Genomic DNA, 23,826 nt, shown 5'->3' with positions numbered 1-23,826 from the left:
CACGGTCAGCCGGACACGGGGGCGAGGTCGGGGCGGAGGTCGGCGTCGCCGGTTTCGCCCTGGCGGGTGGCTCGGCGGCCGAGGACGATCACGTAGGTGAGGAACGCGGTCTCGGCGACGACGCCGATACCGATGCGCAGCCAGGTGGTGTGGACCCAGCCGGTGACGAAGCCCTCGATGAGGCCCGACACCAGCAGGACGGCGATGAGGCCGAGGGCGATGCTGACGGCGGCCCGGCCCTCCTCGGCGAGGGCCTGGCCGCGGCTGCGGCGGCCCGGGTCGATGACCGTCCAGCCGAGTTTGAGGCCGCCCGCGCACGCCAGGTAGACGGCGGTGAGTTCGAGGAGGCCGTGCGGGAGGATCAGGCCGAAGAACACGTCGCCCTTGCCGTAGGCGAACATGAGGCCGGCGCTCAGGCCGAGGTTGACCTGGTTCATCAGCAGGACGAACACGGTGGGGATGCCGAGCATGATGCCGAACATCAGCGCGGTCGCCGACACCCAGGCGTTGTTCACCCACACCTGGAACGCGAACGACGACGCCGAATGCTCGGTGTAGTAGTTGGCGAAGTCGTGGTCGACGAGTTCGCGGATCTCGTCCGGTGTCGCGATGCTCGCCTGTACCTCCGGACTGTGCACGATCCAGATCGCCAGGGCGAGCGCCAGCAGGTTTCCCAGGACGGCGTTGCCGAGCCACCACCATTTCATTCGGTACGCGGCCGCCGGAAACGATACGGTCGCGAAGCGGGTGACGTCGCGCCAGAGTGGAGCCTGCGCACCGGCCACGGCGGCTCTGGCTCGGGCCACCAGGGACGACAGACGACCCACGAGTTGGGGGTCAGGTGAGCTGGACCGGACGACGGACAGGTGTGTCGCCGTCCGCTGGTACAACTCGACCAGTTCGTCGGCTTCCGTGCCGCTCAGCTTGCGGCCGCGGTTGATGAGCCATTCCAGGCGCTGCCAGTCGGCGTTGTGCGCGGCCACATAGGCGTCGACGTCCACCCGAGGGAGACTAACGCGTCGGCCCGCCGAACCGGCAAAATGGACCGGACCCCAGCCCCATTGGAGGATCAGGACATGGCCGAACTCGTCACCGGCGAGGCCGTCGCGCTCGACATCAGGGTCGCGCGCCTGGCCAGCCGGGGCTGCGCCATTCTGCTCGACCTGCTCCTCCAGCTGGTGATGCTCAACGTGGCCGTCTACGTCACGGCGATGACGTCGCTCGTGGCGGACGACGCGTGGGCGGTCGGGTTGACGCTGCTCGCCGTCGTCGCCGTCCTCGTCGGGTATCCGTGCCTGTTCGAGACGCTGACGCGCGGGCGGACGCTGGGCAAGATGGCCCTCGGCCTGCGCGTCGTCGCCGACGACGGCGGGCCGATCAGGTTCCGGCAGGCGCTGGTGCGGGCGCTCGCGGGGTTCATCGAGTTCTGGACGTTCTACGGTTCCCCCGCCCTCATCACCTCGTTCTGCAACCGGCGCGGCAAGCGGCTCGGCGACCTGTTCGCGGGGACGATCGTCATCCAGGAGCGGGTCCCGGCGTCGGTGCTGTTCGGCCCCGTCGCGGTGATGCCGCCGCAGCTCGCCTGGTGGGCCCGGTCCCTGGAGCTGTCGATGCTGTCGGACGAGCTGGCGATGACGGCCCGGCAGTACCTGTCCCGGTTCTGGGAGCTGCTGCCGGAGGTGCGCGACTCGCTGGGGCAGCGGATCGCGGCGCAGGTCGTGGCCGTGGTGAGCCCGCCTCCGCCGCCGGGGATCCGTCCGGAGATCCTGCTGTCGGCCGTCCTCGCCGAGCGCCGCCACCGCGAGGAGTGGCGCCTCGCGCAGCGCCGCGCCCGCCGCATGCGCCGCCTCGGCTGGACGTCCTGGGCCCCGGCGATGCCCATGGGCGGGGCGCCCGCTCCGGCGATGGCCGGGCCGCCCATGGCTGGACCGCCCATGGTGGGGCCGCCCCGGCAGGGCCCTCCGGCGCCGCCGCCGTTCAGTCCGGCCGTTCCGGGGCGTCCGCAGTTCCTGCCGCCGCCGAACTACGGCTCGGGGCCGTACCAGAACGTTCTGAACGCGCCTCGTCCGCCCGCTCCCGGCCCGTACCCGCCCGGCCCGCACCCGGTCACGGGTCCGCCGCCCGCGGGCCCGTACCCGCCTCCTGGGACGACGCCGCCCGGCCCGCCGCCCCGCCGCTGACGGGACACCGGCCCCGGCTCGACCGACACGGGAAACACCGCCGCCACTCGCGGCCGCACGCTTCGAGAAAACCATGCGCGGCGGCCGCCCTATTGGCGATCCGGACACCGCGTCCGGGAAATAGGAATGCGTCAGAATGCCTTGACGATCCTGACTGTCCTGACAGTTTTCAGTCAATTCTTAGGGTAGCCTATCCTTAATTAGGAGAGCCTAGCCTAAAGGATGGGAATGGCCCTTCATTTACAGTAGAACTGTAGGTCACATAGAAGGAGCATGCGTCGGCGGATCAGCGAATATGGCATGAACATACGGTCTGACCTGCAAATCTAGCGGTCTCACCCATCTCGGGTGGCGAAGATCGACCCTTTGCTGAGAATCTCTTGAGCGATCATGAACGGCGTCTTTTCGGAAAGATCGTCCGGGGGTCGCCGCAGCACGGGCCGTGAATTCATCACGGCGCGGAGGTTCAACTCGAATTTTCTACTGTGGCCGGGTTCCGCCACGCCGTGTCAGCATGTGCCGCATGGAAGGCGACAGAGAGGTCATCGGGCTGCTCAACGAGCAGCTCACCGCGGAACTGACGGCGGTCAACCAGTTCTTCCTGCACGCGAAGATGCAGCAGGACTGGGGCTACGTACGACTCGCCAAACACACCCACTCCGAGGCCCACGACGAGCTGAAGCACGCCGCGCGCCTCACCGAGCGGATTCTTTTCCTGGAGGGTGCCCCCGACTACCAGACGCTCAACAGGCTCCAGATCGGACAGAACGTCCCCGACCAGCTCCGGTCCGACCTGGCCCTGGAGATGGAGGTCGTGACCAGGCTGCGGCCCGCCATCACGCTGATGCGCTCGCGCGGCGACATCACGTCCGCCCGCGTCTTCGAGGACATCCTCGCGGACGAGGAAGAGCACGTCGACTATCTGGAGACCGAGCTCGGCCTCGTCCAGTCCCTCGGCGAGCACAACTACCTGCAACGCCTGACGGACGCGCCCGGAGAGGACTTCACCGAGCCCGTCTAGAACACCCCGCCGATCGCTGGGCCCCCACGGCCTGCGTGACACCGGTGCCGGAGAAGCAGCTCCCACCCGGAAGGAGGCGCGACGCGCGCCTCCTTCCGGCCTCCGGTGACCGGTCGATCCCCCCGCTGCACACGAAGGAGCGCCCCCGTGACCGACACCGAGATCAGCCCTGCCGGCGACACTGTCGCCGCAGCCCCCCGCCACGCGGATCCAGCGGAAAGACTGGTTCTGGAGATGTGGCGGACCCCCGTCTACCAGGCCGACTGCACCGGAGCCGCCGAGCACCTCCCGGATCTTCGGAAACTCGTCCTCGACGCGGAGCACGCCGACGCGCGGACCGGCGCCCTGATCGGGTCGTCCCAGACGATGCTGAGCTGGGACGACCCGTCGATCGACTGGCTGCGGCACCAGATCGGCATCGCGGGCGACACGCTGGCCCGCGCGGTGCTGGGCGAGGCCGCCGAGGAGATCGACGACCGGGACGTCCACGCCGAGGCGTGGGCCCTGGTCTGCCACCCCGGCGAGTCCCTGCGCCCCCACACCCGCCACGACTCGGCCTGGTCGGGGCTGCTGTCGGTCGCCGCCGACCCGACCGGCGACCGCGACGCCGGAGACCTGTACCTGCTCGACCCGCGCCCGGCCGCGACGGGCCGGGCGAACTCCCCCGGAGCGGTCCGCTACTCCCCCGTGCCCGGCCGGATGATCGCGTTCCCCGGCTGGCAGGCGCACTGGATGCGGGCGACCGCCGCCGACTCCCGGCTGCGGATCGCCATCGCCTGGAACATCACCTACCACGGACCCTGGAGCCGGACGTCATGACGATCACCACCCCCGCCCCGGTCCCCTCGTCCGGCCAGGCGCGGCGCAGCTGCGGCAACGCCTGTCCGGCCGTCCGGCAACACTGGGGGACGCCCGTCGCCTTCGCCACGCTCGACCCGGCCGGGCTGCTGTCCCCCGCCGCCGCCCGCATCGGCCCCGAGGGGCCCGCGCTCCAGATCGTCCCGCCCGACGAGGTCTTCACCGATCCGGCGGCGGCGACCGCGCTGTTCCGGGCCTCGTTCGACGCATTGACCGCAGACTTCGGTCAGGACCTCGCGCCCCCGGCGGGGCGCGTCGACGTCGAGGTGCGGATCTGGCGGCACGGCTACGCGCTGCCCGCCGCCGCGCATCCCGCCGACCTCGTCGCGTGGTGGGTGCTGGCCGCCGGTTCCGCGCCCGAGCGCGGCGAGTCGGGCGCCCTGACCTTCGCCGACCCGCGGACGGGGTCCCCGCTGACCCCCATTCCCGGACGGCCGTGGGGACGGCACCTGATGATCCGGCCCATTCCCGGCGCGCACATCGCCGTCCCCGGGTGGCTCGCGTCGTCCGTCGTCCCCGTGGAACGCCGCCAGCACGTCCTGGTGGCGTTCGCGTCGACCGGCGGCACTAACCCAGAAGATTGGGAGGAGACTCCAGTTCGGTGAGCTCCACGCCGGGTGCGGCCACGACGACGTCACCCGCGATGTGCACGGCTTCGACTTCGCCCGTGGACAGGTCGGTGACCTCGTACTGCGAGACGGGGAGCGGTTCCGTCTCCGTCTCGTGGTACGAGGTTCCGGCCCGATGCCAACGCCACGTAGTGGTGAGTGGTGAAAGAGACGCGCCGCTCATCTGGACGAGACGGACGTCGGCCTGCGCCATGTCGTCCAGGCCAAGGGAACGGGCGATGGCGACAAGGAAACCGGGTGAGTCGCTGAGGAAACCGGACGCTCGTTCCGTGTGTTCGGTGCCCGTCTCCCCGGCGGCGCGCACCCAGGCGACCTCGGGACCGGTGACGCCGCCCCGCACCCACCAGGACGGGGTGACGAGTTCGACCCGGAGCTGACGCCAGCGCGCGTCCACCACCAGATCGGTGCGAACGCCGTCCGGGCGGTGGGACGTGTAACGCCAACCGCCCGGACCTGGCGCGCACTGGAAACGCTCCACCAGGCCCTCGTCCACATGCAGATACGTTCCGGACGGCACGGGTCAGGACCCGATGCGCCAGGAGTGCAGATAGTCCTCCTGGTCCTGGGTGAGGCCGTCGATGGCGATGGACATGGACGCCAGCTTCAGCCGCGCCACCTCCGTGTCGATCTCCTTCGGAACGTCGTGGACGGCCACGTCCAGCCCCGGATGGGCGGTCGCCAGCCACGCGCACGTGAGGGCCTGGTCGGCGAACGACATGTCCATCACGGCCGCCGGATGACCCTCCGCGGCCGCCAGGTTGACGAGCCGACCCTCGGCGAGCAGCACGAGACGCCGCCCATCGGCCAGCACGTATTCGTCGGCCAGCGGTCGGACCCCGCGGTGGACCTCAACCGCCATCTCACCCAGCACGCGGACGTCGATCTCGACGTCGAAATGCCCGGAGTTCGCGAGGATCGCACCGTCCTTCATGGCGGCGAGGTGCTCGCCGTTCACCACGTCGCGATTGCCGGTGACGGTGATGAAGACGTCGCCGTCCACAGCCGCCTCCGCCATGGGCAACACAGCGAAACCCTGCAACGCGGCGTCCAACGCCTTGACCGGGTCGATCTCAGTGATGACGACGCGCGCCCCCAGACCACGCGCCCGTTCCGCAAGGCCACGGCCACAGAAACCAAAACCCGCGATGACGACGGTCTTCCCCGCGAGAAGCGTGTTGGTGGCGCGGATGATGCCGTCCAGCGTGGACTGGCCCGTGCCGTAGCGGTTGTCGAACATGTGCTTGGTGTCGGTGTCGTTCACCGCGACCATGGGGAAACGCAACGCGCCCTCGCGCACCATCTGATGCAGACGGATGACACCCGTCGTGGTCTGCTCGCACCCCGCCTTCACCGTGTCGAGCAGGTCGGTGCGGTCGATGTGCAGCGTGTTGACGAGATCGCACCCGTCGTCCAGCACGATGTCCGGCCCGGTCTCCAACGCCTGATGAATGTGCGCGTAATAACCCTCGCGGTCAGTTCCGGCGCGGGCGAACACCTCCGCGCCGTACTCCTGGACGAGCGCCGCCGCCGTGTCGTCCTGCGTGGACAGCGGGTTCGACGACGCCAGCGCGACACTGGCACCGCCCGCCTGGAGCGTCCGGATGAGCCCCGCCGTCTCGGTCGTGATGTGCATGCACGCCGCGACCTTCAGACCGTCCAGAGGGCGCTCCTCAGCGAACCGTTCCCGGATCTGCCGCAGTACGGGCATGCTCCGGTCGGCCCACTCGATCCGCTTGACACCCTCATACGCAAGCGAAACATCCGCAATATCGCTCATCGCTTCCCTTAAAGGCAGAACCGCCGCACGGCCACTGCGCGGCCGTGCGGCGGTCGAACGCTACCGAATCTCAGTAACGGTAGTGGTCGGGCTTGAAGGGGCCCTCGACGTGGACGCCGATGTAAGCCGCCTGCTCCTTGGTCAACGTGGTGAGCTTGACGCCGAGCGCGTCCAGGTGGAGGCGGGCGACCTTCTCGTCCAGGTGCTTCGGCAGGACGTACACGCCGACCGGGTACTCCTCGGTCTTGGTGAACAGCTCGATCTGCGCGATGACCTGGTTCGTGAACGAGTTGGACATCACGAACGACGGGTGGCCGGTGGCGCAGCCCAGGTTCATGAGGCGGCCCTCGGCCAGGACGAGGATGGAGTGGCCGTCGGCGAACCGCCACTCGTGCACCTGCGGCTTGATCTCGACCTTCTCGATGCCGGGAAGCTTGGCGAGGCCCGCCATGTCGATCTCGTTGTCGAAGTGCCCGATGTTGGACACGATCGCCTGGTGCTTCATCCGGCTCATGTGGTCGGCCGTGATGATGTTGAAGTTGCCGGTGGTGGTGACGAAGATGTCGGCGATCTCGACGACGTCGTCCAGGGTGGAGACCTGGAAGCCGTCCATCGCGGCCTGGAGCGCGCAGATCGGGTCGATCTCGGTGACGATCACGCGGGCGCCCTGGCCGCGCAGCGCGTCCGAGCAGCCCTTGCCGACGTCGCCGTAGCCGCAGACCACGGCGACCTTGCCGCCGATCAGCACGTCGGTGGCGCGGTTCAGGCCGTCGATCACGCTGTGCCGACAGCCGTACTTGTTGTCGAACTTCGACTTGGTGACCGAGTCGTTGACGTTGATCGCCGGGAACGCGAGCGTGCCCGCCTTCGCCATCTCGTACAGGCGGTGGACGCCGGTCGTGGTCTCCTCGGTGACGCCCTTGATCGCGGCGGCGGCCTCCGTCCAGCGGCCCGGCCGCTCGGCGATGGTGCGGCGGAGCGTCTCGAGGACGATGCCCAACTCCTCCGGGTCGTCCTCGCCCGCGGTCGGGACGGCGCCCGCCTTCTCGTACTCGGCGCCCTTGTGGACGAGCAGGGTCGCGTCGCCGCCGTCGTCCAAAATCATGTTCGGGCCAGCTCCATCCGGCCACTGGAGTGCCTGGTCGGTGCACCACCAGTACTCGTCGAGGGTCTCGCCCTTCCACGCGAACACCGGGACGCCCTTCGGGTCGTCCTTGGAGCCGTCCTTGCCGACCACGACCGCTGCGGCCGCGTGGTCCTGCGTGGAGAAGATGTTGCAGGACACCCAGCGCACGTCCGCGCCGAGTTCCACCAGCGTCTCGATCAGCACGGCCGTCTGGATCGTCATGTGCAGCGAGCCCATGATCCTGGCGCCGCGCAGCGGCTTGGCGGCGGAGTACTCCGCGCGCACCGCCATCAGGCCCGGCATCTCGTGCTCGGCGAGCCGGATCTCCCGGCGCCCGAAGTCGGCCAGCGACAGGTCGGCGACCTTGTAGTCCATGCTTTCGTTGCTCCTTGGTCCGCGGGTGGCGGGTCGGTACGCGCGCTCGGTACTCGGGGTTGCTCGGTACTCGGGGTCGACGCCCCGTGGGCGCCTGGGTCAACGCCGTGAGTCTAAGCGCGGCGGGTGCCTCCGGGCACGGCCGGAGGCGACTTTCTCACACAAATTTGTCAGAATTGCCGGATGCGCATCACGGAGGCCGCCCGGCGGCTCGGCACCTCGCCCCGCATGCTTCGCTACCGGGAGGCGCTCGGGCTGCTGCCCGCCACCCGCGAATCGGGCCTGACCAGGCACGGAGGCGGTCACCGCCGGTTCGGCGACGCCGAGCTGCGGGCCGTCGCGCTCGCCCTCGCGCTGGAGAAACGCTACGACGTCGGGCCCGCCGAACTGGCGTTCGGGCTGCGCGTCCTGGCCGAGCCACAGGTCCAGGCGCACGTCCGTGAGCTGGGCGAACGCATCGGACGGCTGTCCGCGCCGCCGACCCGGGCACTCGACTTCGAGAAGGAGAAGGCAATGCGCCTGCTCCGTCGGCGGTAACCGCTAATATCCCGCCGTTGGACGGACGGAGGGCGGCACATGCGCGCCAAGTTCTACGGGGTGCTCGGCATCCTGGTCGGCATCATCCTCTTCTTCGCGGGCGTCGTGACCAGCGGCGACGACGAGGTCAAGTGCGGTAGCCAGACGATGTCGCCCGGTGACATCTGCAAGACCACGAGCGACGGAAGCTCGGTCGAGCGGAGCTATGACGAGCAGAAGTCCCAGAACGGGCGCGAGAGCATCATCATGATGATCGTCGGCCCGGTGGTGGGCCTCGGCGGGCTGGTGCTGCTCCTCGGCTCGTCCGGTTCGCGGCGCCGCCACCGCGCGCACCGCGTCGCGTATCCTCCGGCCGCACACGGCGCCCCGCCGCCTCCGGGCCACTACGGCCCTCCCCCGGCACCGCACGCCGCCGCACCGCACGCCGCGCACGTCCACCCACCGGCGGCACCGGCGTACCCGCCCGCGCAGCCTGGATACCCGCCCGCGCAGCCCGCGTACCCGCCTGCCGCCCAGCCCGGTTACCCGCCCGTGCCGCCCCCGGCGCAGCCCGGCTACCCGCCGCCCGCCCAGCCGTACCCGCCACAGCCGCCCCCGGGCGGTTACCCGCCCTACCGAGGCTGACGGGGGCCCACCGGCGGGACGCGCGTCAGCCCGGCGCGCTCTCGCCCGGGACGACGACGCCCGACTCGTAGGCCAGCATCACCGCCTGCGCCCGGTCACGGACGCCGAGCTTGGTGAAGACGCGGGCCACGTGCGTCTTCACGGTGTGCTCGCTGACGAACAGTCGCTGCGCGATCTCGCCGTTCGACAGCCCGCCCGCGATCAGCACGAGGACCTCGGTCTCGCGGGCCGTCAGCGTGGCCAGCTCGGACGGCGCCTGCGGCCGGTTGCGGCGCTGCTTGGTGAACTCGCGGATGAGCCGCCCGGTGACCTGCGGCGCGAGCAGCGAGTCGCCGCGCGCCACCACGCGGACGGCGGAGACGAGTTCATCGGCCGTGGCGTCCTTCAGCAGGAAGCCGCTGGCGCCGACGGCGAGCGCCTCGTACACGTACTCGTCCACGTCGAACGTCGTCAGCACCAGCACCCGGACGTTCTCGGAGCCGGGCAGCGCGAGGATGCGGCGGGTGGCCTCGATGCCGTCCATGCCGGGCATCCGGATGTCCATGACGACGACGTCGGGACGGCCGCGCTCGGCGATCCGGACCGCCTCGCGCCCGTCGCCCGCCTCGCCGACGACGGTGATGTCGTCCTGCGCGGCGAGCAGGGCCGCGAACCCGGCCCGCACGATCGTCTGGTCGTCGACGATCAGCACGTTGATCACCGCTGCCGCCAGGCGGGGTCAGCCGCGGCCGGGAGGCCCCTCGGAACCGTGTCCACGGGTGGAATTCCCTTCGCTCGTCAGCGGAAGCTCGGCCTCCACCAGGAACCCGCCCTCGGCGGCCGGGCCGGCGGAGAACCGCCCGCCCAGCATGGTCGCACGTTCCCGCATCCCCACGAGGCCATGTCCACCACCTGGCCCCCCACCAGGCCCGCCGGGCCCCGACGACTCCAGCCGCGTCTTCCCGGCGTCCACCGAGGTGGGACCGGCGGGATCCAGCACGGCGGTCCGCGACGCGCCCTCGTCCCGGACGCGGACGGCGAGCCGGTCGGGCAGGAACATCAGATCGACGTGGACCCCGGCTCCGGGCGCGTGCCGCCGCGCGTTCGTCAACGCCTCCTGCACGATCCGGTACGCCGACAGCTCCACCGTCGTGGACAGCGCTCGCGGATCACCGTGCACGGCGAGGTCGACGCGTCCACCCGCGCCCCGGTGCTGCTCGACCAGGTCGGGCAGGCGGTCCAGGCGCGGCTGCGGCGAGTTGGCCGCGTCCGGCTCCGGTTGGGCGTCGGCGCGCAGCACGCTGAGCAGCCGCCGCATCTCCACCAGCGCCTCCCGCGCCGTCTTCGCGATCTCGGTGTAGCCCGCGCGGGCCTCCGGCGACAGGCTCTCCATCGTGTACGGCGCGGTCTCCGCCTGCACCGCGATCATGGAGACGGAGTGCGCGACGACGTCGTGCAGCTCGCGGGCGATGCGGGCCCGTTCCCGCATGACGGCCTGCTCCCGCTGGACGGCGGTGAGCCGGGTGAGGGTCTCGTTGGTGCGCTCGGCGGCCTCGGCCTCCGTCCGCCCGGCGGACTCCACGACGCGGCGCGCGTCGCCGAGCCCGATCGCGGCCAGCACGGCGATCAGGACGGCCGGGAACGGGACGTCGTCCAACGTCGACGTCGCCGTGTACACGACCGCGACCGTGACCACGCTGCCGAACGCGAGAACGCCCGTGGACTGCCGGGGCAGGTGCCGCGCCAGCGCGTACAACGTGTACAGGGCCGCGAAACCGGTGGTGACCAGCTGGGACTGCCCCGTCAGCAGGCTCGCGGCGACGGCGCCGAGCACGATCGCCGCGACCGGACGCAGGTTCTCCCGCCGCCAGACGAGCGGGAGCGTCGCGGCGACCGCGAACCCGCCCGCCAGGCTCAGCGGCGAGTCGGCGCGCGGCGCCAGCTCGGCGAGGGCGGCGACGGTGAGGGCGAGCCCCGTCAGCGGCGCGAACCACCAGGAGCCGACGACCTCCCGCCACGTGCCGATCCAGCGGGGCAGCGGCGCCGTGTCCGTGCCTTGGCCGCGTCCGGTGCCGCCGTTGAGCCGTCCGACCAGCCGCACCGCGACGGGACGGAGCAGGGTGCCGATGCCGGTGAGGATCCACAGCAGCAGCTGCCCCACGCCCGCCACGATCCGGCCGGACAGCCGCCAGGCGTGGTGCGCGAGGGCCGGGCCGAACCCCGCGGGATCGGGTCCCGGCCGGGCCTTGTCATCGGGAGTCACCACTCAATACTGACCGTTGAGGGGGGCGACCACCTCAGCACACGGGTGTATGCGGGTGACGGGGATCCGCCTGGAGTACCACCCGTTTTCCCTCCTTAAGAGGGACGTGCCGGAGGGCCCCGCGACCGTAGTGTTCTCAACGTGACCGCAACGGCGGCGCCGTCGACGTAGGGGGTTCGGCGGGCTGCCGCGGTCACACCAGAACCGCCCGGTTTTCAGGGGTCCGGGCGGGGAGGCATGGGAAAGCACCTCGCCGGACGGCCGTGGTACGCGCCTCTTCGGAGGCACTCGCCGGTCCTGCCTGGGCTGGGGTCGGCCGGCGCGCACGGCGGCGGTCGCCCGGCGAGGGGTCCCATTGCCCTCGGACCTTCAGATGACGCCGCGCGCGGCCGCCGGAGCGGACCGCGCGCGGCGCCGTCATTTCGCGGACGGTCAGCCGAAGGTGATCGGCACCGGCGGAGCGAAGACGCCCGACGGGTCCGTCTGGCTGCCGCCGCGGACGTCGCACCCGGGCGCGACGGTGCAGTCGACGGTTCCGGCGGGGTCGCCCGTCGTCGGGTCGGCGCCCTCGAAGCTGGAGCGGACCGTCAGCGTCAGCGCGGCGGCGCCGTTCGCGTCGGCCGTCACCGGCGTCGGAGCGTCCGCCAGATCACATTTCACGTTCGGCCACTCACCCGTCGAGCACTGGACGGCGGTGACGGAGTCGCCGGGCGTGAACCCGGTGGCGTTCACCGCCACCTGCTGGCCGTCCGTCAGGTTCGTCGAGGGCGTCACGGTGAGCTGGGGAGCCGCGTCGGCCATCGCGGCGGGCGTCGTCGCGAGCAGGGCGCCCGCGGCGATCGCCGCGATGCCTAAGGTCCTGCGAATCGTGCTGGCTGCCATTGTCTTTCACACCTCCGGTCAAGCATGGGCGCGTGGCCCATGTATCGGTTCTGTCTGTGTCGGACTCGTTGGGCCAAACAAGATCAGCGGGGAGTTCCAGGGAGCTGTCCGCATCACCTCCGGGTCCTGTTCCGCAGCATGTCAGGACGGGTTGGAACGGCCCACAACCTCGTCCGGCGGCCGAGTCTAGTGTCCGGACGCGCGTTTTTGATCTCCGTCTGGAGCGCGGCACCGACCCGACCGGCGGCACGGAAGAACAGATGTTTTGGCCCACGGCGGCTTTGAGCGACCGGGCGCCCCGACCGGACCATCCACCAGAACGCGAGGTCCCGGCAGCCGTGACCGGACGAGCACGGTAAGACACCGTTTCGTGTCTCGGAATGGTCCGCCGGGGCCGGGTCAGTGTCGTGACTGTCCGGATCCGGACGCGGCACTCAGGACGAGGCGGGCGTCTCCGGCACCGTCTTGCGGTACGCCTCGTCGAGGGCGGGCTCCAGGTAGATCAGCTTCGCCTCCGGGAAGCGCTCCCGGATCCTCGCCTCCGCCGCGTCGATGCCGCGCGCCACGTCGGCGGCCGTGTCGTCGTGGTGGACGGCGATCTTGGCGGCGATCAGCAGCTCCTCCGGGCCGAGGTACTCGGTCCGCATGTGGATGACGTGGTCGACCTGGTCGACCGACTCCAGCGCCTTGATGATCGCGCGCTCGTGGTCGGGGGCGACGCCCTCACCGATCAGCAGGCTCTTGGTCTCGATCGCCAGGATCGTCGCGACGGCGGCGAGCAGCACGCCGATCGCCACGGTGCCGACGCCGTCCCACACGCCGTCATCGGTGGCCACGGCCATCGACACGCCGAACAGCGCGAGCAGGAGGCCGATCAGGGCGGCGAAATCCTCCAGCAGGACGACCGGCAGCTCCGGCGCCTTGGCGTGCCGGATGAACGCCCACCAGGACTGGTCGCCGCGGATCCCGTTCGACTCCTTGATCGCCGTCCGGAAGGAGAACGACTCCATCCCGATCGCGGCGATCAGTACCGCGAACGCCCAGATCGGCGACTCGACCTTCTCCGGGTGGGAGATCTTGTGGTAGCCCTCGTACAGCGAGAACACGGCACCGACGGTGAACAGGACGACCGCGACGACGAACGCGTAGAAGTACCGCTCGCGGCCATAACCGAACTGGTGCTGCTGCGTCCGCGCGCGTCTGGACCGCTTGCCGCCGAGCAGCAGCAGCCCCTGGTTCCCCGAGTCCGCGACCGAGTGGATCGACTCGGCCAGCATCGACGACGAGCCCGTGAACACGAACGCGACGAACTTCGACACGGCGATCCCGAGGTTGGCGGCCAACGCGGCGACGATGGCCTTCGTTCCACCCTCAGCACTCATCTCTCAGCAATCCTCGCTTTTAGCTCTTGAATGGCAGGCACCGGAGTGGGATCCACACCGAGCGCGATAGCCAAGTAAACCGTGACGTAGTCCCCGAGCGCGATCAGAGTCGCGATTCTCTCCAGCGGGTGCCCGCCCTCGGCGCCGATCTCGGTGACCGCGACGCCCCGCTCCCTCGCCACCTCGACGGACACCTCGCACCGCCTGCGCACCTGCGGATGTTCCTGCACGTCCCGAAGCAGGACGAGGTGCAGCCCGTGCTCGGGCTCGTCCGCCCGGTCACGGAAGAAGTCGTCCAGATCGGACGTCTCACCCTCCGTCGACCCACCCCGCGCGAAGTGACCGTCGAACGCCATCACCTGGTTGTGACCCGCCTCCGGGACCTCGCCGAAGATCCCCGGATACTTGGCGTTCTCGTTGAGCTGGCAGCACAGCCGGTACGCCGCCGTGGCCGCCAGCGCGGACGCCCCCCACACCAACGGCACGTCGCCCGCGATGTCCAGCGCGATCCGCTTGGCGGGGTTCACGAACGGCTCACTGGACGGACGGCAGCGGTGCGCGACGTCCTCCAGCCGCGCGGCGGTGGACTCCAGGACGAAGTCGGGCACGTCGGCCAGGCCCAGCGTGCGCGCCGCCAGGATCAGCGGGACGGTGAGCCCCCACAACGTCGAACGCGGCTGCCCCACCGACCGCACCGGGACGAAGACGCCCCGGCTCCTGTCGGACAGGTCGGCGAGCGGGGAGTCCGGGCCGCCGACGAACAGCAGCCTGCATCCCCGCCGGGCCGCCTCCGCCGCGACCTCCAGGGTCTCCTCCGTCCCCCCGGAGCACGACACGGCGATCACGAGGTCGGCGGCGCCCACCCAGCCGGGCAGCCGGTAGCCGCGCACCGTCGTCACCGGCACCGCGCAGCCCACACCGCACACGGCGGCGAGCACGTCACCGGAGATGCCGGAGCCGCCCATCCCGACGACCACGATCGCGCGGGGCCTGCCATCGTCGGCGAGGACGGAGATGCCCGCCTCGTCCGCCGCCCGGCGCGCCTCCCGCACCTGCGCCGCCGACGACGCCACCTGCCGCAGCATCCCGGCCGGATCGGCCGCCTCGGCCGCCGCCGCGTCGTCCAGCCGCGAAGGGTCGAGCCCTCCGCTCACGGAGCGGGCGTCCTCGCCTCGTCGACCAACAGCACCGGAATGCCATCACGGACGGGGTAGGCGTACCGGCACGAACCGGTGCACACCAGCTCGTCGGCCGCGTCGTCGGTGCGAAGGTCGCCGCCGCAGTTCGGGCAGGCGAGGATCTCCAGCAGCCAGGAGTCGAGCTTCATCGTCATGGCGGCGTCATTTCCCCTCTCGGTCACTTCTCCCTCACCAGGGCGAGGACTTCGTCACGGATCGCCGCCATCGCGGGCTCGTCACCCGCCTCCGCGTTCAGGCGCAGCAGCGGCTCGGTGTTGGACGGCCGCAGGTTGAACCACCATCCGGCCGCCTCGTCGCGTACGGTCAGCCCGTCCAGCTCGTCGATCTCGACCCCGGCACGCCCCGAGAAGGCGTCCCGCACCCGCGCCGTGACGGCGTCCTGGTCGGCGACCTCACTGTTGATCTCACCGGACGCCACGTAGCGGCTGAACTCGTGCAGCAGGTCGGACAGCGGCCCGTCCTGCCCGCCCAGCGCCGCGAGGACGTGCAACGCGGCGAGCATCCCGGAGTCGGCGAACCAGAAGTCGCGGAAGTAGAAGTGCGCGGAGTGCTCGCCACCGAACACCGCGCCCGTCTCCGCCATCGTCTGCTTGATGAACGAGTGCCCGACCCGCGTCCGAACCGGCGTCCCCCCACGCTCGGCGACGATCTCCGGCACGGCCCACGACGTGATCAGGTTGTGCACGATCGACGACCCCGGATACTTCGCCAGCTCCCGAGTAGCGACCAACGCCGTAATGGCCGACGGCGCGACAATCTCCCCACGCTCATCGACCACGAAGCACCGGTCGGCGTCCCCATCGAACGCGAGCCCGATATCAGCCCCGGTCTCACGCACCTTCGCCTGAAGATCTCGCAGATTCTCCGGCTCGATCGGATTCGCCTCGTGGTTGGGGAAGCTTCCATCCAGCTCGAAGTACAGCGCCACCAGCTCGACGGGCAGCCCCTCGAACACGGGCGGAACGGTATGCCCGGCCATCCCGTTACCGGCGTCCACCACGACCTTCAGCGGCCGAATGGACGACAGGTCAACGAGCGTCTTCAGATGATCCGCGTACCCCTTCAGCAGATCACGCCGAGAAACAACCCCAGGCTCCCCCTCAAACCCAGGAACCCCGCCATCGACCATGTCGCGGATCTCGGTAAGCCCGGTATCCCGCCCCACCGGCCGCGCTCCCGCCCGACACAACTTCAACCCGTTGTACCGGGCCGGGTTGTGGCTGGCGGTGAACATGGCCCCGGGCAGGTCAAGGCTCCCGCTCGCGTAGTAGAGCATGTCGGTGGACCCGAGCCCGGCCTCGATCACGTCCGCGCCCTGGGACGTCGCGCCCCGCGCGAACGCCTCCGCCAGCGGCACCGACGACTCCCGCATGTCATGCGCGGTCACGACCGCCCGCGCCCCGGTCACCCGCACGAACGCCGCACCCACCGCCTCAGCGGTCGCGGCGTCGAGCTCGTCCGGCACGACACCACGAATGTCGTAAGCCTTGAATATCTTGGCGAGGTCGCCCACTCCTGCTCCCTGATCCGCTGAACCCGTACCCCCCAAGGAACGGGTTCCCGAGCCTACCGTTGTCTATTGGGGGGCGACCCCCCCAAACCCCCCGGCTGCGCGGCACGGGTCTCCTCACTCCGCTGGCGCTCCGCTCCGGGGACGCGGCGCGCCGGGCATTCCCGCTCCGCTCGCTGGCGCTCGCTCCACGTGACTACCCGTAACCCTGTGGCTGGCCTTAGAACCCGATGGCTGGACCTAGAACCCAGCGGCTGGGATCAGAACCCTGTGGTTGGGTTCAGGCGTTCGGGGTGGGGGGTGGGTTAGTCGGAGCGGAGGACCCTCAGGTGGCCGCGGCGGCCTACTTCTGTGCCCTGGCCTACGGGTTCGGTGGGGGAGCCGGGGGCGGGTTTGGCGGCCTCGCGGACGGCGTCGGCCAAGGCTTCCAGGTCGTCGGCGCTGGGTTCGGTCTCTTCTTCGACCGGGAGGCGGACCAGTTCCCAGCCCATTGGGGCGGTGAGCCGTTCCGAGTGCTCCGCGCACAGGTCGTAGCAGTGCGGCTCCGCGTACGTGGCGAGCGGGCCCAGCACCGCGGTGGAGTCGCGGTAGACGTACGTGAGCGTGAACACTGCGGGCGCCTTGCAGGCGGTGCGAGAGCAGGTGCGGACGGGGCTCACGATGGCTGACCGTACCCCGCTCCCACCGGCTCCGCCACCACCCCTGCGAACGTGTCGCCGTTACCGGGCGATTTCCGAGGCAACGACTACATTCCGTGTCTCCACGAACCCTTGGTGTGCGGTCCGGCGGTGCCGGTCGGGGTGGAGGTACGCTTGTGGCGTGCGATCCCGTGTGACAGGTGTTCGGCGGCGTGATCGCCACGGTCGCGGCGTTCGTGGTCCTTTGACACCCCCGCAGGTGCCGGTCTCCCGTACCCGCGCGGAGCGGTTCGACGATCTCGTCGACGATGAGGTGCAGCGACTCAAACAGCGTTGGGGCCGCGAGCTGGCTCAAGTGCGGTTCGTTGTTGACGACGTCCCCGCCGTGGAGCCATCGTTCGACGGGCCCGTGCCGTTGGGGCAGACCGTCGCCGGGGAGGACGACCGGTCGGTTCAGATCCTGGTGTTCCGGCGTCCGGTCGAGGCGCGGGCGAAGGGTGAGGCGGAGTTGTCTCGGCTGATCCGCGACCTGCTGGTCGAGGAGGTCGCCGATCTGCTCGGGCTGTCCCCCGAATCGGTCGATCCCAGTTACGACTCCCCCGACGACTAGGTCAGGGGATCAGCGCGGTCTGGGAGTCCGCCGTGGTGGGCAGGTGGACGGTCGTCGCGGCGGGCACGATCGGCAGGACCGTGAACAGGTAGTCGTCGCCCTTGCCCTTCGCCAGGACGCGGGAAGCGTGGACGGGCCCCGAGCCGGGCTTCGGTGTGATCACGGCGCCGTAGGCGGTGTCGTCGCCGTCCTTGCCGTCGGGGTCGGTCAGATCGGTCTCGATGGTGCGGCCCGCCGGGATCCTCACCTCGTGGGAGGCGCTCTTCCCCGCCGCGTTCACGGTCGTGACCTGCACGGTCGCGGCCCCGGCCGGTGCGGTGAGGATCAGTGACGAGTCGAACCGGTTGTCGGCGGCGATGCCGGGCGCCGTCGCGGTGAGCGGCGGCGTGGACGTCCCGTAGGCGATGTCGGCGCCGCGTTCGGCGGCGAGGCCCGCGACGATGGGGCGGTCCGCGACGAGCCGGACGGCGGCGGCCCGGCCCGTCAGCGCGTCGAGCGCGACGGACGTGACGGTCTGCGCGGGCGCGTCGATGACCCCCTGGCCCTGCGGCGCGTACGAACCGTCCTTCGTGATCACCTGGACGCCGACGCGGGCGTCCGCCTCCCCTGGCACCGCGACCAGCAGCCGACGTTCACCGGAGCCACTGGGCACGCCCGGCACGAGGACGGACGACGCGGGCGCGGGCGACCGGGGCAGCCACTCGACGCCCTTCTCCTCCCCCGCGCGAACCCGCAGCGACGCGGCGACCCGTCCGCTGCGGCTGTGGACGTGCAGGGCCATGACGGTGGCGGACTTGACGACGTCCCCGAGACCCTCGGCCGACTCGCCGATCTTCACGACCTTGGTGGTGTAGGGGTCGACGCGAGTGCCGCGGCCGTCCACGGTGTCGAGCGGCCCTTCACCGGACAGGGCGGTCAGGTCGACGGACGCGGGCTGGGAGTCGACGTTGCTGAGAGACAGCTCGAGTTCGTCGGCCGCGACGGGACCCGGGCCGACGAACCACAGGTCGGTGCCCGGCACGGCGCAGCTGGCCCCGGCGAGGCCGCGGTCGTCACCGTCGTCCTGGTAGACGGTCTGTTCGGCCTCCAGTCCGGCGGCCATAGCACCGGCGGCGCGCACGGTGGCGGAGTCGTCGCCGGACTCGGCGTCCTTGGTCCAGTTCTGCCCCGGCGACGTCAGGGTCGCCAGCGCGGCGCCGCCCTTCGTGGGCGTCACGCTCGCGCGGCCGCCCTTCCCACGGGCGGCGGACTGCACGGCGAGCCGCGCGTCCTGGTGACCGGGGCAGACCGCCACCGCGGACGTGACCGGCGCCTGCCTGCCCTTCGCGGTGGCCTCTTCCGGACGCGAGAACGTCGCGGCGCCGTAGAGCGCGACGATCCCGACGAGCATGAGGGCCGCGGTGGCGTAGCGCATGCCGAGGAGGCGCAGGACCCCGTCCGCCTTCACGAGACCTCCTCCGGGCTGGGTTCCATCGCGGGCGGCGGTTCCTCGTGCTGGACGCGGACATGGCTTCCCCGGCGGCGCCCACGCCGTCCACGACGCGGCTCGCCCTTGGCCTTGCCGGTGGCGGGCCGGAAGGTCTCCGCCCGCGCGCCCGGCAGCGCCAGGACGGCGACGAGCAGCACACCAATGCCTTGGACGGCCACCCAGAGGTGCCGCGTCGTCATCGAGCGGGTCAGCTCGAACTCTCCCCCGGCGGCGGGGATGTCGTAGCCCTGCGCCCAGCCGTCGACGGTCCGTTCCTTGAGGTCGCGGCCGTCGAGGGTGGCGTTCCAGCCGCCGTCGGACGGTTCCGCGAGCAGCAGGGTTCGGGTGCCGGTCCCGGCGGGGATCCGCACGCGGGCGTCGATCCGTCCCGATGACAACGGCGTGACGGTCGCGCCTTGCAATAGCATCATCCGGCCGGACGTCGACTGGAGCCCCCACACGGCGAACGTCTTCGTCCTGCTGAGGCGGGTCAGTTCGGGCGCCGCGTCCAGGACGTCCGTGATGGGGTCCTTGGTGGGGTGCGGAACCAGGATGTACTGGACGCCCATCCGGGTCAGCGCGGGCCCGTCGTCGCCCTCGCGGTTCACCGCCAGCCCGGCGACGAGGTCGTCCAACCGGTCGCGGGAACGGCCGCCAACGGCGACCTCGGACTCGCCGATCCGCGGGCGCGCGTCCCGCAGGACGGTGTAGGAGACCCGTCCGGTCGGCTCCTTGTGCAGGACGAGTGTTCGCTGCCCGCCCCGCCCGTGGACGTAGGCGGGCACCGTGTCCGGGTCGACCTTGCCCAGGGGGCCGTCCGCGCCGTCCACCATCCAGAACCCGGCGGCCAGGACGGGCGCGGTGAGCGCGGCCAGCGCGAGGAGCGTCCCGCCCGCCCGGTAGACGAGGTGCCTGCCCGCGGCGGCCTCGGCGGCGCCCTGCACGGCGGCGGTGGCCGCGACGAGCGCCCCGGCCCCCGCGCAGATCAGCGCGACGCCGGGCCAGACGGGCGCCTCGTCCACGCCCTTGGTGACGGTGACGGCGCTGGTCACGACGGCGACGAGCAGCCCGTAGACGCCGAGCAGCCAGCCCGCCAGCGCCAGATTGCGGCGACGGCGCAGCGGCAGCGCGAACACGGCCACGGCGAGCAATCCGGCCAGCGCCCACCGCGCGGGCGCGCCCGGCCCACCCGGATCGAGCGCGAGCAGGTCGGCCGCGGCGGCGGGCTCGAACGGCCGGTGCAAACCAGGCTCAAGCAAGAACCGGGACGGATGCAGCAACAACCCGACCGTCCACGGAAACATCAGCAACGGCGGCACCCCGAGCGCGATCGCGACGCCCCGCCGCTCCCGCCGTCCGGGACGGTCGAACAGCGCCCACACCGTCCCCGCCGCGATCACGACGACCAGCCAGGTGAGCGGGACGAACGCCATCGCGACGGCGAGCAGCAGCGCCGCCGCCCACGACGCCCGGCCCGCCCGCTTGCGCCGCGTCCGGACGTCGAACGCGGCGGCCTCCGAACGCGGCAGCCCGTACACGCGGGCGAGTTGCACGGCGATCAGCGGAAGCAGCACGTGGACGATGGCGGTCCCGAGGCGTCCGCCCGAGATGGCGCCGGTGGCGGCGGGCAGCAGCGCGTACGCGGCGGCGAACCACGCGCGCACCGCCGTGGCGGGCAGGCGACGCCCCTTCGCGCGGGCCCGGCGCCCGGCGAGCGCGACGTCCGACACCAGCAGCCGCGACGCGCGGTAGGCGGTGAGCCCGGCGAGCGGCACGCTGCCGAGCAACAGAACCGAGACCACCAGCCACGGCTTGCCCAACGTCACCGTGGACAGGACGGCGAGGACCCCCACCGACGGCGGGCTCCCCGCGTCGCTGCCGAGCCCCACCGGATGCCAGCCGGACAGGTACTGCGCCCACAGGTCGCTCGCCCCGCCCCACGCGGGGACGAGCGCGTCGCCCCCGAGGTCACCGGCGGCTGTTAGCAGCGACCGTTCCGCCGCGACCGCGACGGCGACCAGCGCCAGCACGACCATGACGCCCGGGTGGGAGAGCAGCCTCCGGAGCACTCCCGGCTCGTCGGGGACGGTGGTGTCGTCGTCGCGGTCCTCGCGGTCCCGTTCGTGGGCGGCGAGGTACTCCGAGACCGCCTCGACCGTCCGGCGTGCCACGACCCACCGCGGCTGGAAGCGGCGGATGCTGCGGTGCACGCGCTTGCGTCCGTCCGCACGGGCCGCCCGCGCCCGCCGCAACCCGCCCGGGTCGCGCAGGACGTCGCCGAGCGCCCGCGCCTCCGCACGCGCCGCCGCCGGACGTTTCGTGACCGTGAGCCACAGGGCGTGGACGAGCGACGCCCACACATTGCGGACCAACGATCGCAACATCGCCCCGAACGGCTGGTTGGCGAGCAATGTGCGGAGGGCGTTGCGACGGTCGCGGCGGGCCGGATGCTCCGCCGTCATCCCGATCTCGCGGAGCCCGCGCCCGGACGCCTCCGCGTGGTACACGACGGCGTCCGTCGCGGTCACCACCCGGTGGTCCGCGGCATGGACCCGCCAGCAGAAGTCCAGGTCGTCGCGGAAGATGCCGTAGTCGACGTCGAAGCCGCCGAGCCGGTCCCACACGTCGCGGCGGACGAGCATCCCGGCGCTGCCGACGGCCAGCACGTCCCGGATCCCGTCATGCTGGCCCTGGTCGAACTCGCGGCGGTCCAGGCCCGTCTCGCGGCGCCCGGCGGCGTCGACCGTGACGCCGACCTCCCGCAGGACGTGCCGGTCGGCCCAGTCGCGGACCTTCGGGCCGAGCACCGCGACGCTCGGGTCCGTGTCGGCCGTCCGCAGCAAGTGGGTGAGGGCGTCGTGGTCGGGCGCCGAATCGTCGTGCAGCAACCACAGCCATTCCGTGCGGGCGGTGCCGGGCTCCTCGTCGGGGACGGACTCGGACGCGGCGTCCTGCCGCAACGCCTCCGCGACCGCCTCCCCGTACCCGGTGGTACGCGGCAGCGTGAGGACCTTGTCCGCGCCGACGACCTCCGCGAGCACGGCGGGACCACGGTCCTGACTTCCGGTGTCCACGACCACGAGACGTTGCACGGGACGCGCCTGGGTCAGCAGCGCCTTCAACGTCTCGGGCAGCCACCGCGCGCCATCATGCGCGACGAGGACGGCCGTGACGACATGGCGATCGAGAGTGGGGGACAAGGATCGCTCGATCTGTGGGACGACGGGTTCATGGCTGAAACGGCGTCAGCCGTGCCGGCCCAGGGGCCGACACGGCTGATAACTGTACGCGCGGGCGCGTGCACACGCCTCAGATCCGGCAGATCCGAAATGCGGTGCTGCCGCCCGGCGCGTCAGACGGCCTGACGCTTCAGCTTTCGCCGTTCCCTCTCCGAGAGCCCTCCCCAGATACCGAAACGTTCATCGTGCTGTAGCGCGTACTCCAAGCACTCCGTACGCACCTCGCATGCCCGGCACACCTTCTTGGCCTCGCGAGTGGAGCCGCCCTTCTCCGGAAAGAAGGCCTCCGGGTCCGTCTGCGCGCACAGGGCGCGCTCCTGCCAGCCCAACTCTTCACCGTCTGTGCCGTGCGCCAGCGGGATGACGACCTCGCTCACAGCGCACCTCCCTGCCCGTGGAACCCCCTGGTCAACGCCTTCGCTCCGGTTCCTTCCCCCGAGAAGGCGTTGAAACTACACCGACGAAATTACACGTGTGTAGTACCCGTCCCGTCAAGCCGGATAGCTTTCCGGGCGACATGGAGGCTTAAAGCGGGATGACCGCGATGACCTTTTAACCGGAACGCGGGGCTACCGCGGGGTGATCACTGCGGTGGCGGCGGACGGTTGTCCCGGTACCAGTCGCCGCCCTCCTCGGAGCGCTGCTCCCCGGCACCCGGTTGCGGCGGCGCGGGCTGCGTCCCCTGCGGGCCCTGCTCCTGGCCGCCGTACGCGCGGGTCCACTCGCCCATCTCCTCCTGCTCGCTGGGCTGCTGACCCTGCTGCGCCTGCTGGCCGTACTGCTGGTACGGCTGCTGACCGTAACCCTGCTGGGCCTGCTGCTGACCATAGGCCTGCTGACCGTAACCCTGCTGCGCCTGCTGCCCCTCGGCACCCGGCTGCTGGCCGTACTGCTGCCCCTCGGCACCCGGCTGCTGCCCGTACTGCTGACCTTCCGCGCCCGGCTGCTGCCCGTACTGCTGGTACTGCTGCTGGCCGTAACCCTGCTGGGCCTGCTGCTGTCCGTAGGCCTGCTGACCGTACGCCTGCTGGCCCTGCTGGTAGCCGTACTCGCCGCCGTACCCCGGCTGCACCTGCTGCGGACGCGCCGGCTGCAGCGTCTGGAAGACGGTGAAGACGTAGTACCCGCCGATCCCGACCACGGCGAGCTTGCCCGCCCCGACCAGGAACACCGAGAGCTTCGTGAGCGACTTCACGGCGTCGCCGTCGGCGAGCATCCCGCCGAGCCAGCAGATGACCCCGAACAGGGCGACACCGCCGAGGACGCCGAGCGCCCCCATGGCGATCGTCCGCGCCTGCGGCGTGGGAGTCTCCCCCCACGTCACCAGAAGAACGGCCAGGACGAGAAGACCGGCGGTACCGATGTGGAGGAACAGTCCGTCACGGGTCTCGGCCAAGGCGCGGAACGTGAACTCGCCGTCGTCGCCGAGAAGCGTGATGATGCCCGCCAGCAATTGCAGCCCCGCCGAGGCGATCAGTACCCAGGCGGCCGGTTCGCGCAGGCGCTGAACGGCTTCCTTGTTCACGGTG

At 71.2% G+C, this 23,826-nt stretch carries 23 protein-coding genes; 7 read left to right on the top strand and 16 right to left on the bottom strand.

The features are described from left to right. Positions 1–5: 5 nt before the first annotated feature. A complete protein-coding gene (locus ABD808_RS21820; protein ID WP_344899545.1) occupies positions 6–1,001 on the bottom strand; it encodes a stage II sporulation protein M in 996 nt (331 codons plus the stop codon). Positions 1,002–1,076: 75 nt separating this feature from the next. Between ABD808_RS21820 and ABD808_RS21815 the strand changes: the two genes are divergently transcribed. The 4 genes from ABD808_RS21815 to ABD808_RS21800 all read left to right on the top strand — a co-directional run bounded on the left by ABD808_RS21815 (position 1,077) and on the right by ABD808_RS21800 (position 4,664). Continuing rightward, entirely contained in the window at positions 1,077–2,180 is a 1,104-nt protein-coding gene (locus tag ABD808_RS21815; RefSeq protein WP_344899543.1) for an RDD family protein, read from the top strand. 523 nt (positions 2,181–2,703) lie between these two features. Then, the gene (bfr, locus tag ABD808_RS21810; protein ID WP_344899541.1) at positions 2,704–3,201 is read left to right on the top strand and encodes a bacterioferritin; all 498 of its coding nucleotides are present in this window, start codon (positions 2,704–2,706) and stop codon (positions 3,199–3,201) included. Positions 3,202–3,348: 147 nt separating this feature from the next. Continuing rightward, entirely contained in the window at positions 3,349–4,020 is a 672-nt protein-coding gene (locus tag ABD808_RS21805) for a putative 2OG-Fe(II) oxygenase (protein WP_344899539.1), read from the top strand. After that, complete coding sequence (locus ABD808_RS21800) at positions 4,017–4,664, top strand: hypothetical protein (protein WP_344899537.1); 648 nt, start codon at positions 4,017–4,019, stop codon at positions 4,662–4,664. Before ABD808_RS21805 ends, ABD808_RS21800 begins: the two co-directional genes overlap by 4 nt. On the opposite strand, the gene ABD808_RS21795 is transcribed toward ABD808_RS21800, so the two are convergent. From ABD808_RS21795 to ahcY (ABD808_RS21785), 3 genes are all read right to left on the bottom strand, one after another. After that, the gene (locus ABD808_RS21795; RefSeq protein ID WP_344899535.1) at positions 4,627–5,205 is read right to left on the bottom strand and encodes a hypothetical protein; all 579 of its coding nucleotides are present in this window, start codon (positions 5,203–5,205) and stop codon (positions 4,627–4,629) included. The two genes, ABD808_RS21800 and ABD808_RS21795, sit on opposite strands and share 38 nt — an antisense overlap. A 3-nt stretch (positions 5,206–5,208) precedes the next feature. Then, complete coding sequence (gene ahcY, locus ABD808_RS21790) at positions 5,209–6,465, bottom strand: adenosylhomocysteinase (protein WP_344899533.1); 1,257 nt, start codon at positions 6,463–6,465, stop codon at positions 5,209–5,211. A gap of 70 nt (positions 6,466–6,535) precedes the next feature. Next, the gene (ahcY, locus tag ABD808_RS21785) at positions 6,536–7,966 is read right to left on the bottom strand and encodes an adenosylhomocysteinase (protein ID WP_344899531.1); all 1,431 of its coding nucleotides are present in this window, start codon (positions 7,964–7,966) and stop codon (positions 6,536–6,538) included. A 183-nt stretch (positions 7,967–8,149) separates the two neighbouring features. Here ahcY (ABD808_RS21785) and ABD808_RS21780 point away from each other — a divergent pair, with 183 nt between their 5' ends. Both ABD808_RS21780 and ABD808_RS21775 read left to right on the top strand, forming a co-directional pair. Beyond that, entirely contained in the window at positions 8,150–8,503 is a 354-nt protein-coding gene (locus ABD808_RS21780; protein WP_344899529.1) for a MerR family transcriptional regulator, read from the top strand. 39 nt (positions 8,504–8,542) lie between these two features. Then, positions 8,543–9,127: a hypothetical protein gene (locus ABD808_RS21775; RefSeq protein ID WP_344899527.1), complete on the top strand. Its 585-nt coding sequence runs from the start codon at positions 8,543–8,545 to the stop codon at positions 9,125–9,127. Between the two features lie 25 nt (positions 9,128–9,152). Here the strand turns inward: ABD808_RS21775 and ABD808_RS21770 are convergent, their stop codons facing one another. From ABD808_RS21770 to ABD808_RS21735, 8 genes are all read right to left on the bottom strand, one after another. Continuing rightward, a complete protein-coding gene (locus ABD808_RS21770) occupies positions 9,153–9,827 on the bottom strand; it encodes a response regulator transcription factor (RefSeq protein ID WP_344899525.1) in 675 nt (224 codons plus the stop codon). 18 nt (positions 9,828–9,845) lie between these two features. Further along, entirely contained in the window at positions 9,846–11,369 is a 1,524-nt protein-coding gene (locus ABD808_RS21765) for a sensor histidine kinase (RefSeq protein WP_344899523.1), read from the bottom strand. A gap of 432 nt (positions 11,370–11,801) precedes the next feature. Continuing rightward, on the bottom strand, positions 11,802–12,251 hold the full coding sequence (locus ABD808_RS21760; RefSeq protein WP_344899521.1) for an enediyne antibiotic chromoprotein: 450 nt from the start codon (positions 12,249–12,251) through the stop codon (positions 11,802–11,804). A gap of 434 nt (positions 12,252–12,685) precedes the next feature. Beyond that, a complete protein-coding gene (locus ABD808_RS21755; protein ID WP_344899519.1) occupies positions 12,686–13,633 on the bottom strand; it encodes a cation diffusion facilitator family transporter in 948 nt (315 codons plus the stop codon). Beyond that, entirely contained in the window at positions 13,630–14,787 is a 1,158-nt protein-coding gene (locus ABD808_RS21750; protein ID WP_344899517.1) for an SIS domain-containing protein, read from the bottom strand. The genes ABD808_RS21755 and ABD808_RS21750 overlap by 4 nt, the downstream gene beginning before the upstream one ends. After that, positions 14,784–14,966: a Trm112 family protein gene (locus ABD808_RS21745; protein ID WP_344900172.1), complete on the bottom strand. Its 183-nt coding sequence runs from the start codon at positions 14,964–14,966 to the stop codon at positions 14,784–14,786. Before ABD808_RS21745 ends, ABD808_RS21750 begins: the two co-directional genes overlap by 4 nt. A gap of 23 nt (positions 14,967–14,989) precedes the next feature. Then, on the bottom strand, positions 14,990–16,345 hold the full coding sequence (locus ABD808_RS21740) for a phosphomannomutase/phosphoglucomutase (protein ID WP_344899515.1): 1,356 nt from the start codon (positions 16,343–16,345) through the stop codon (positions 14,990–14,992). A 302-nt stretch (positions 16,346–16,647) separates the two neighbouring features. Then, positions 16,648–17,001, bottom strand: a complete 354-nt coding sequence (locus tag ABD808_RS21735; RefSeq protein ID WP_344899513.1) for a DUF3499 domain-containing protein — start codon at positions 16,999–17,001, stop codon at positions 16,648–16,650. A gap of 238 nt (positions 17,002–17,239) precedes the next feature. On the opposite strand from ABD808_RS21735, the gene ABD808_RS21730 reads away from it, so the two are divergent. Beyond that, positions 17,240–17,590: a metallopeptidase family protein gene (locus ABD808_RS21730; RefSeq protein WP_425548959.1), complete on the top strand. Its 351-nt coding sequence runs from the start codon at positions 17,240–17,242 to the stop codon at positions 17,588–17,590. 1 nt (position 17,591) lies between these two features. Here ABD808_RS21730 and ABD808_RS21725 read toward each other — a convergent pair whose 3' ends face one another. The 4 genes from ABD808_RS21725 to ABD808_RS21710 form a co-directional block, all read right to left on the bottom strand. After that, positions 17,592–19,037, bottom strand: coding sequence for a DUF5719 family protein (locus tag ABD808_RS21725; protein WP_344899511.1), 1,446 nt, complete (start codon positions 19,035–19,037; stop codon positions 17,592–17,594). Beyond that, a complete protein-coding gene (locus tag ABD808_RS21720; protein ID WP_344899510.1) occupies positions 19,034–22,258 on the bottom strand; it encodes a glycosyltransferase in 3,225 nt (1,074 codons plus the stop codon). Before ABD808_RS21720 ends, ABD808_RS21725 begins: the two co-directional genes overlap by 4 nt. A 152-nt stretch (positions 22,259–22,410) precedes the next feature. Continuing rightward, the gene (locus ABD808_RS21715) at positions 22,411–22,674 is read right to left on the bottom strand and encodes a WhiB family transcriptional regulator (RefSeq protein WP_021594342.1); all 264 of its coding nucleotides are present in this window, start codon (positions 22,672–22,674) and stop codon (positions 22,411–22,413) included. A 206-nt stretch (positions 22,675–22,880) separates the two neighbouring features. After that, positions 22,881–23,822: a hypothetical protein gene (locus tag ABD808_RS21710; protein WP_344899508.1), complete on the bottom strand. Its 942-nt coding sequence runs from the start codon at positions 23,820–23,822 to the stop codon at positions 22,881–22,883. Positions 23,823–23,826: the final 4 nt, after the last annotated feature.

The organism is Actinomadura meridiana, assembly GCF_039537545.1.
GTDB lineage: Bacteria > Actinomycetota > Actinomycetes > Streptosporangiales > Streptosporangiaceae > Spirillospora > Spirillospora meridiana.
The sequence above is the reverse complement of the archived record's forward strand: the minus strand, read 5'-3'. Positions and strand labels throughout refer to the sequence as shown.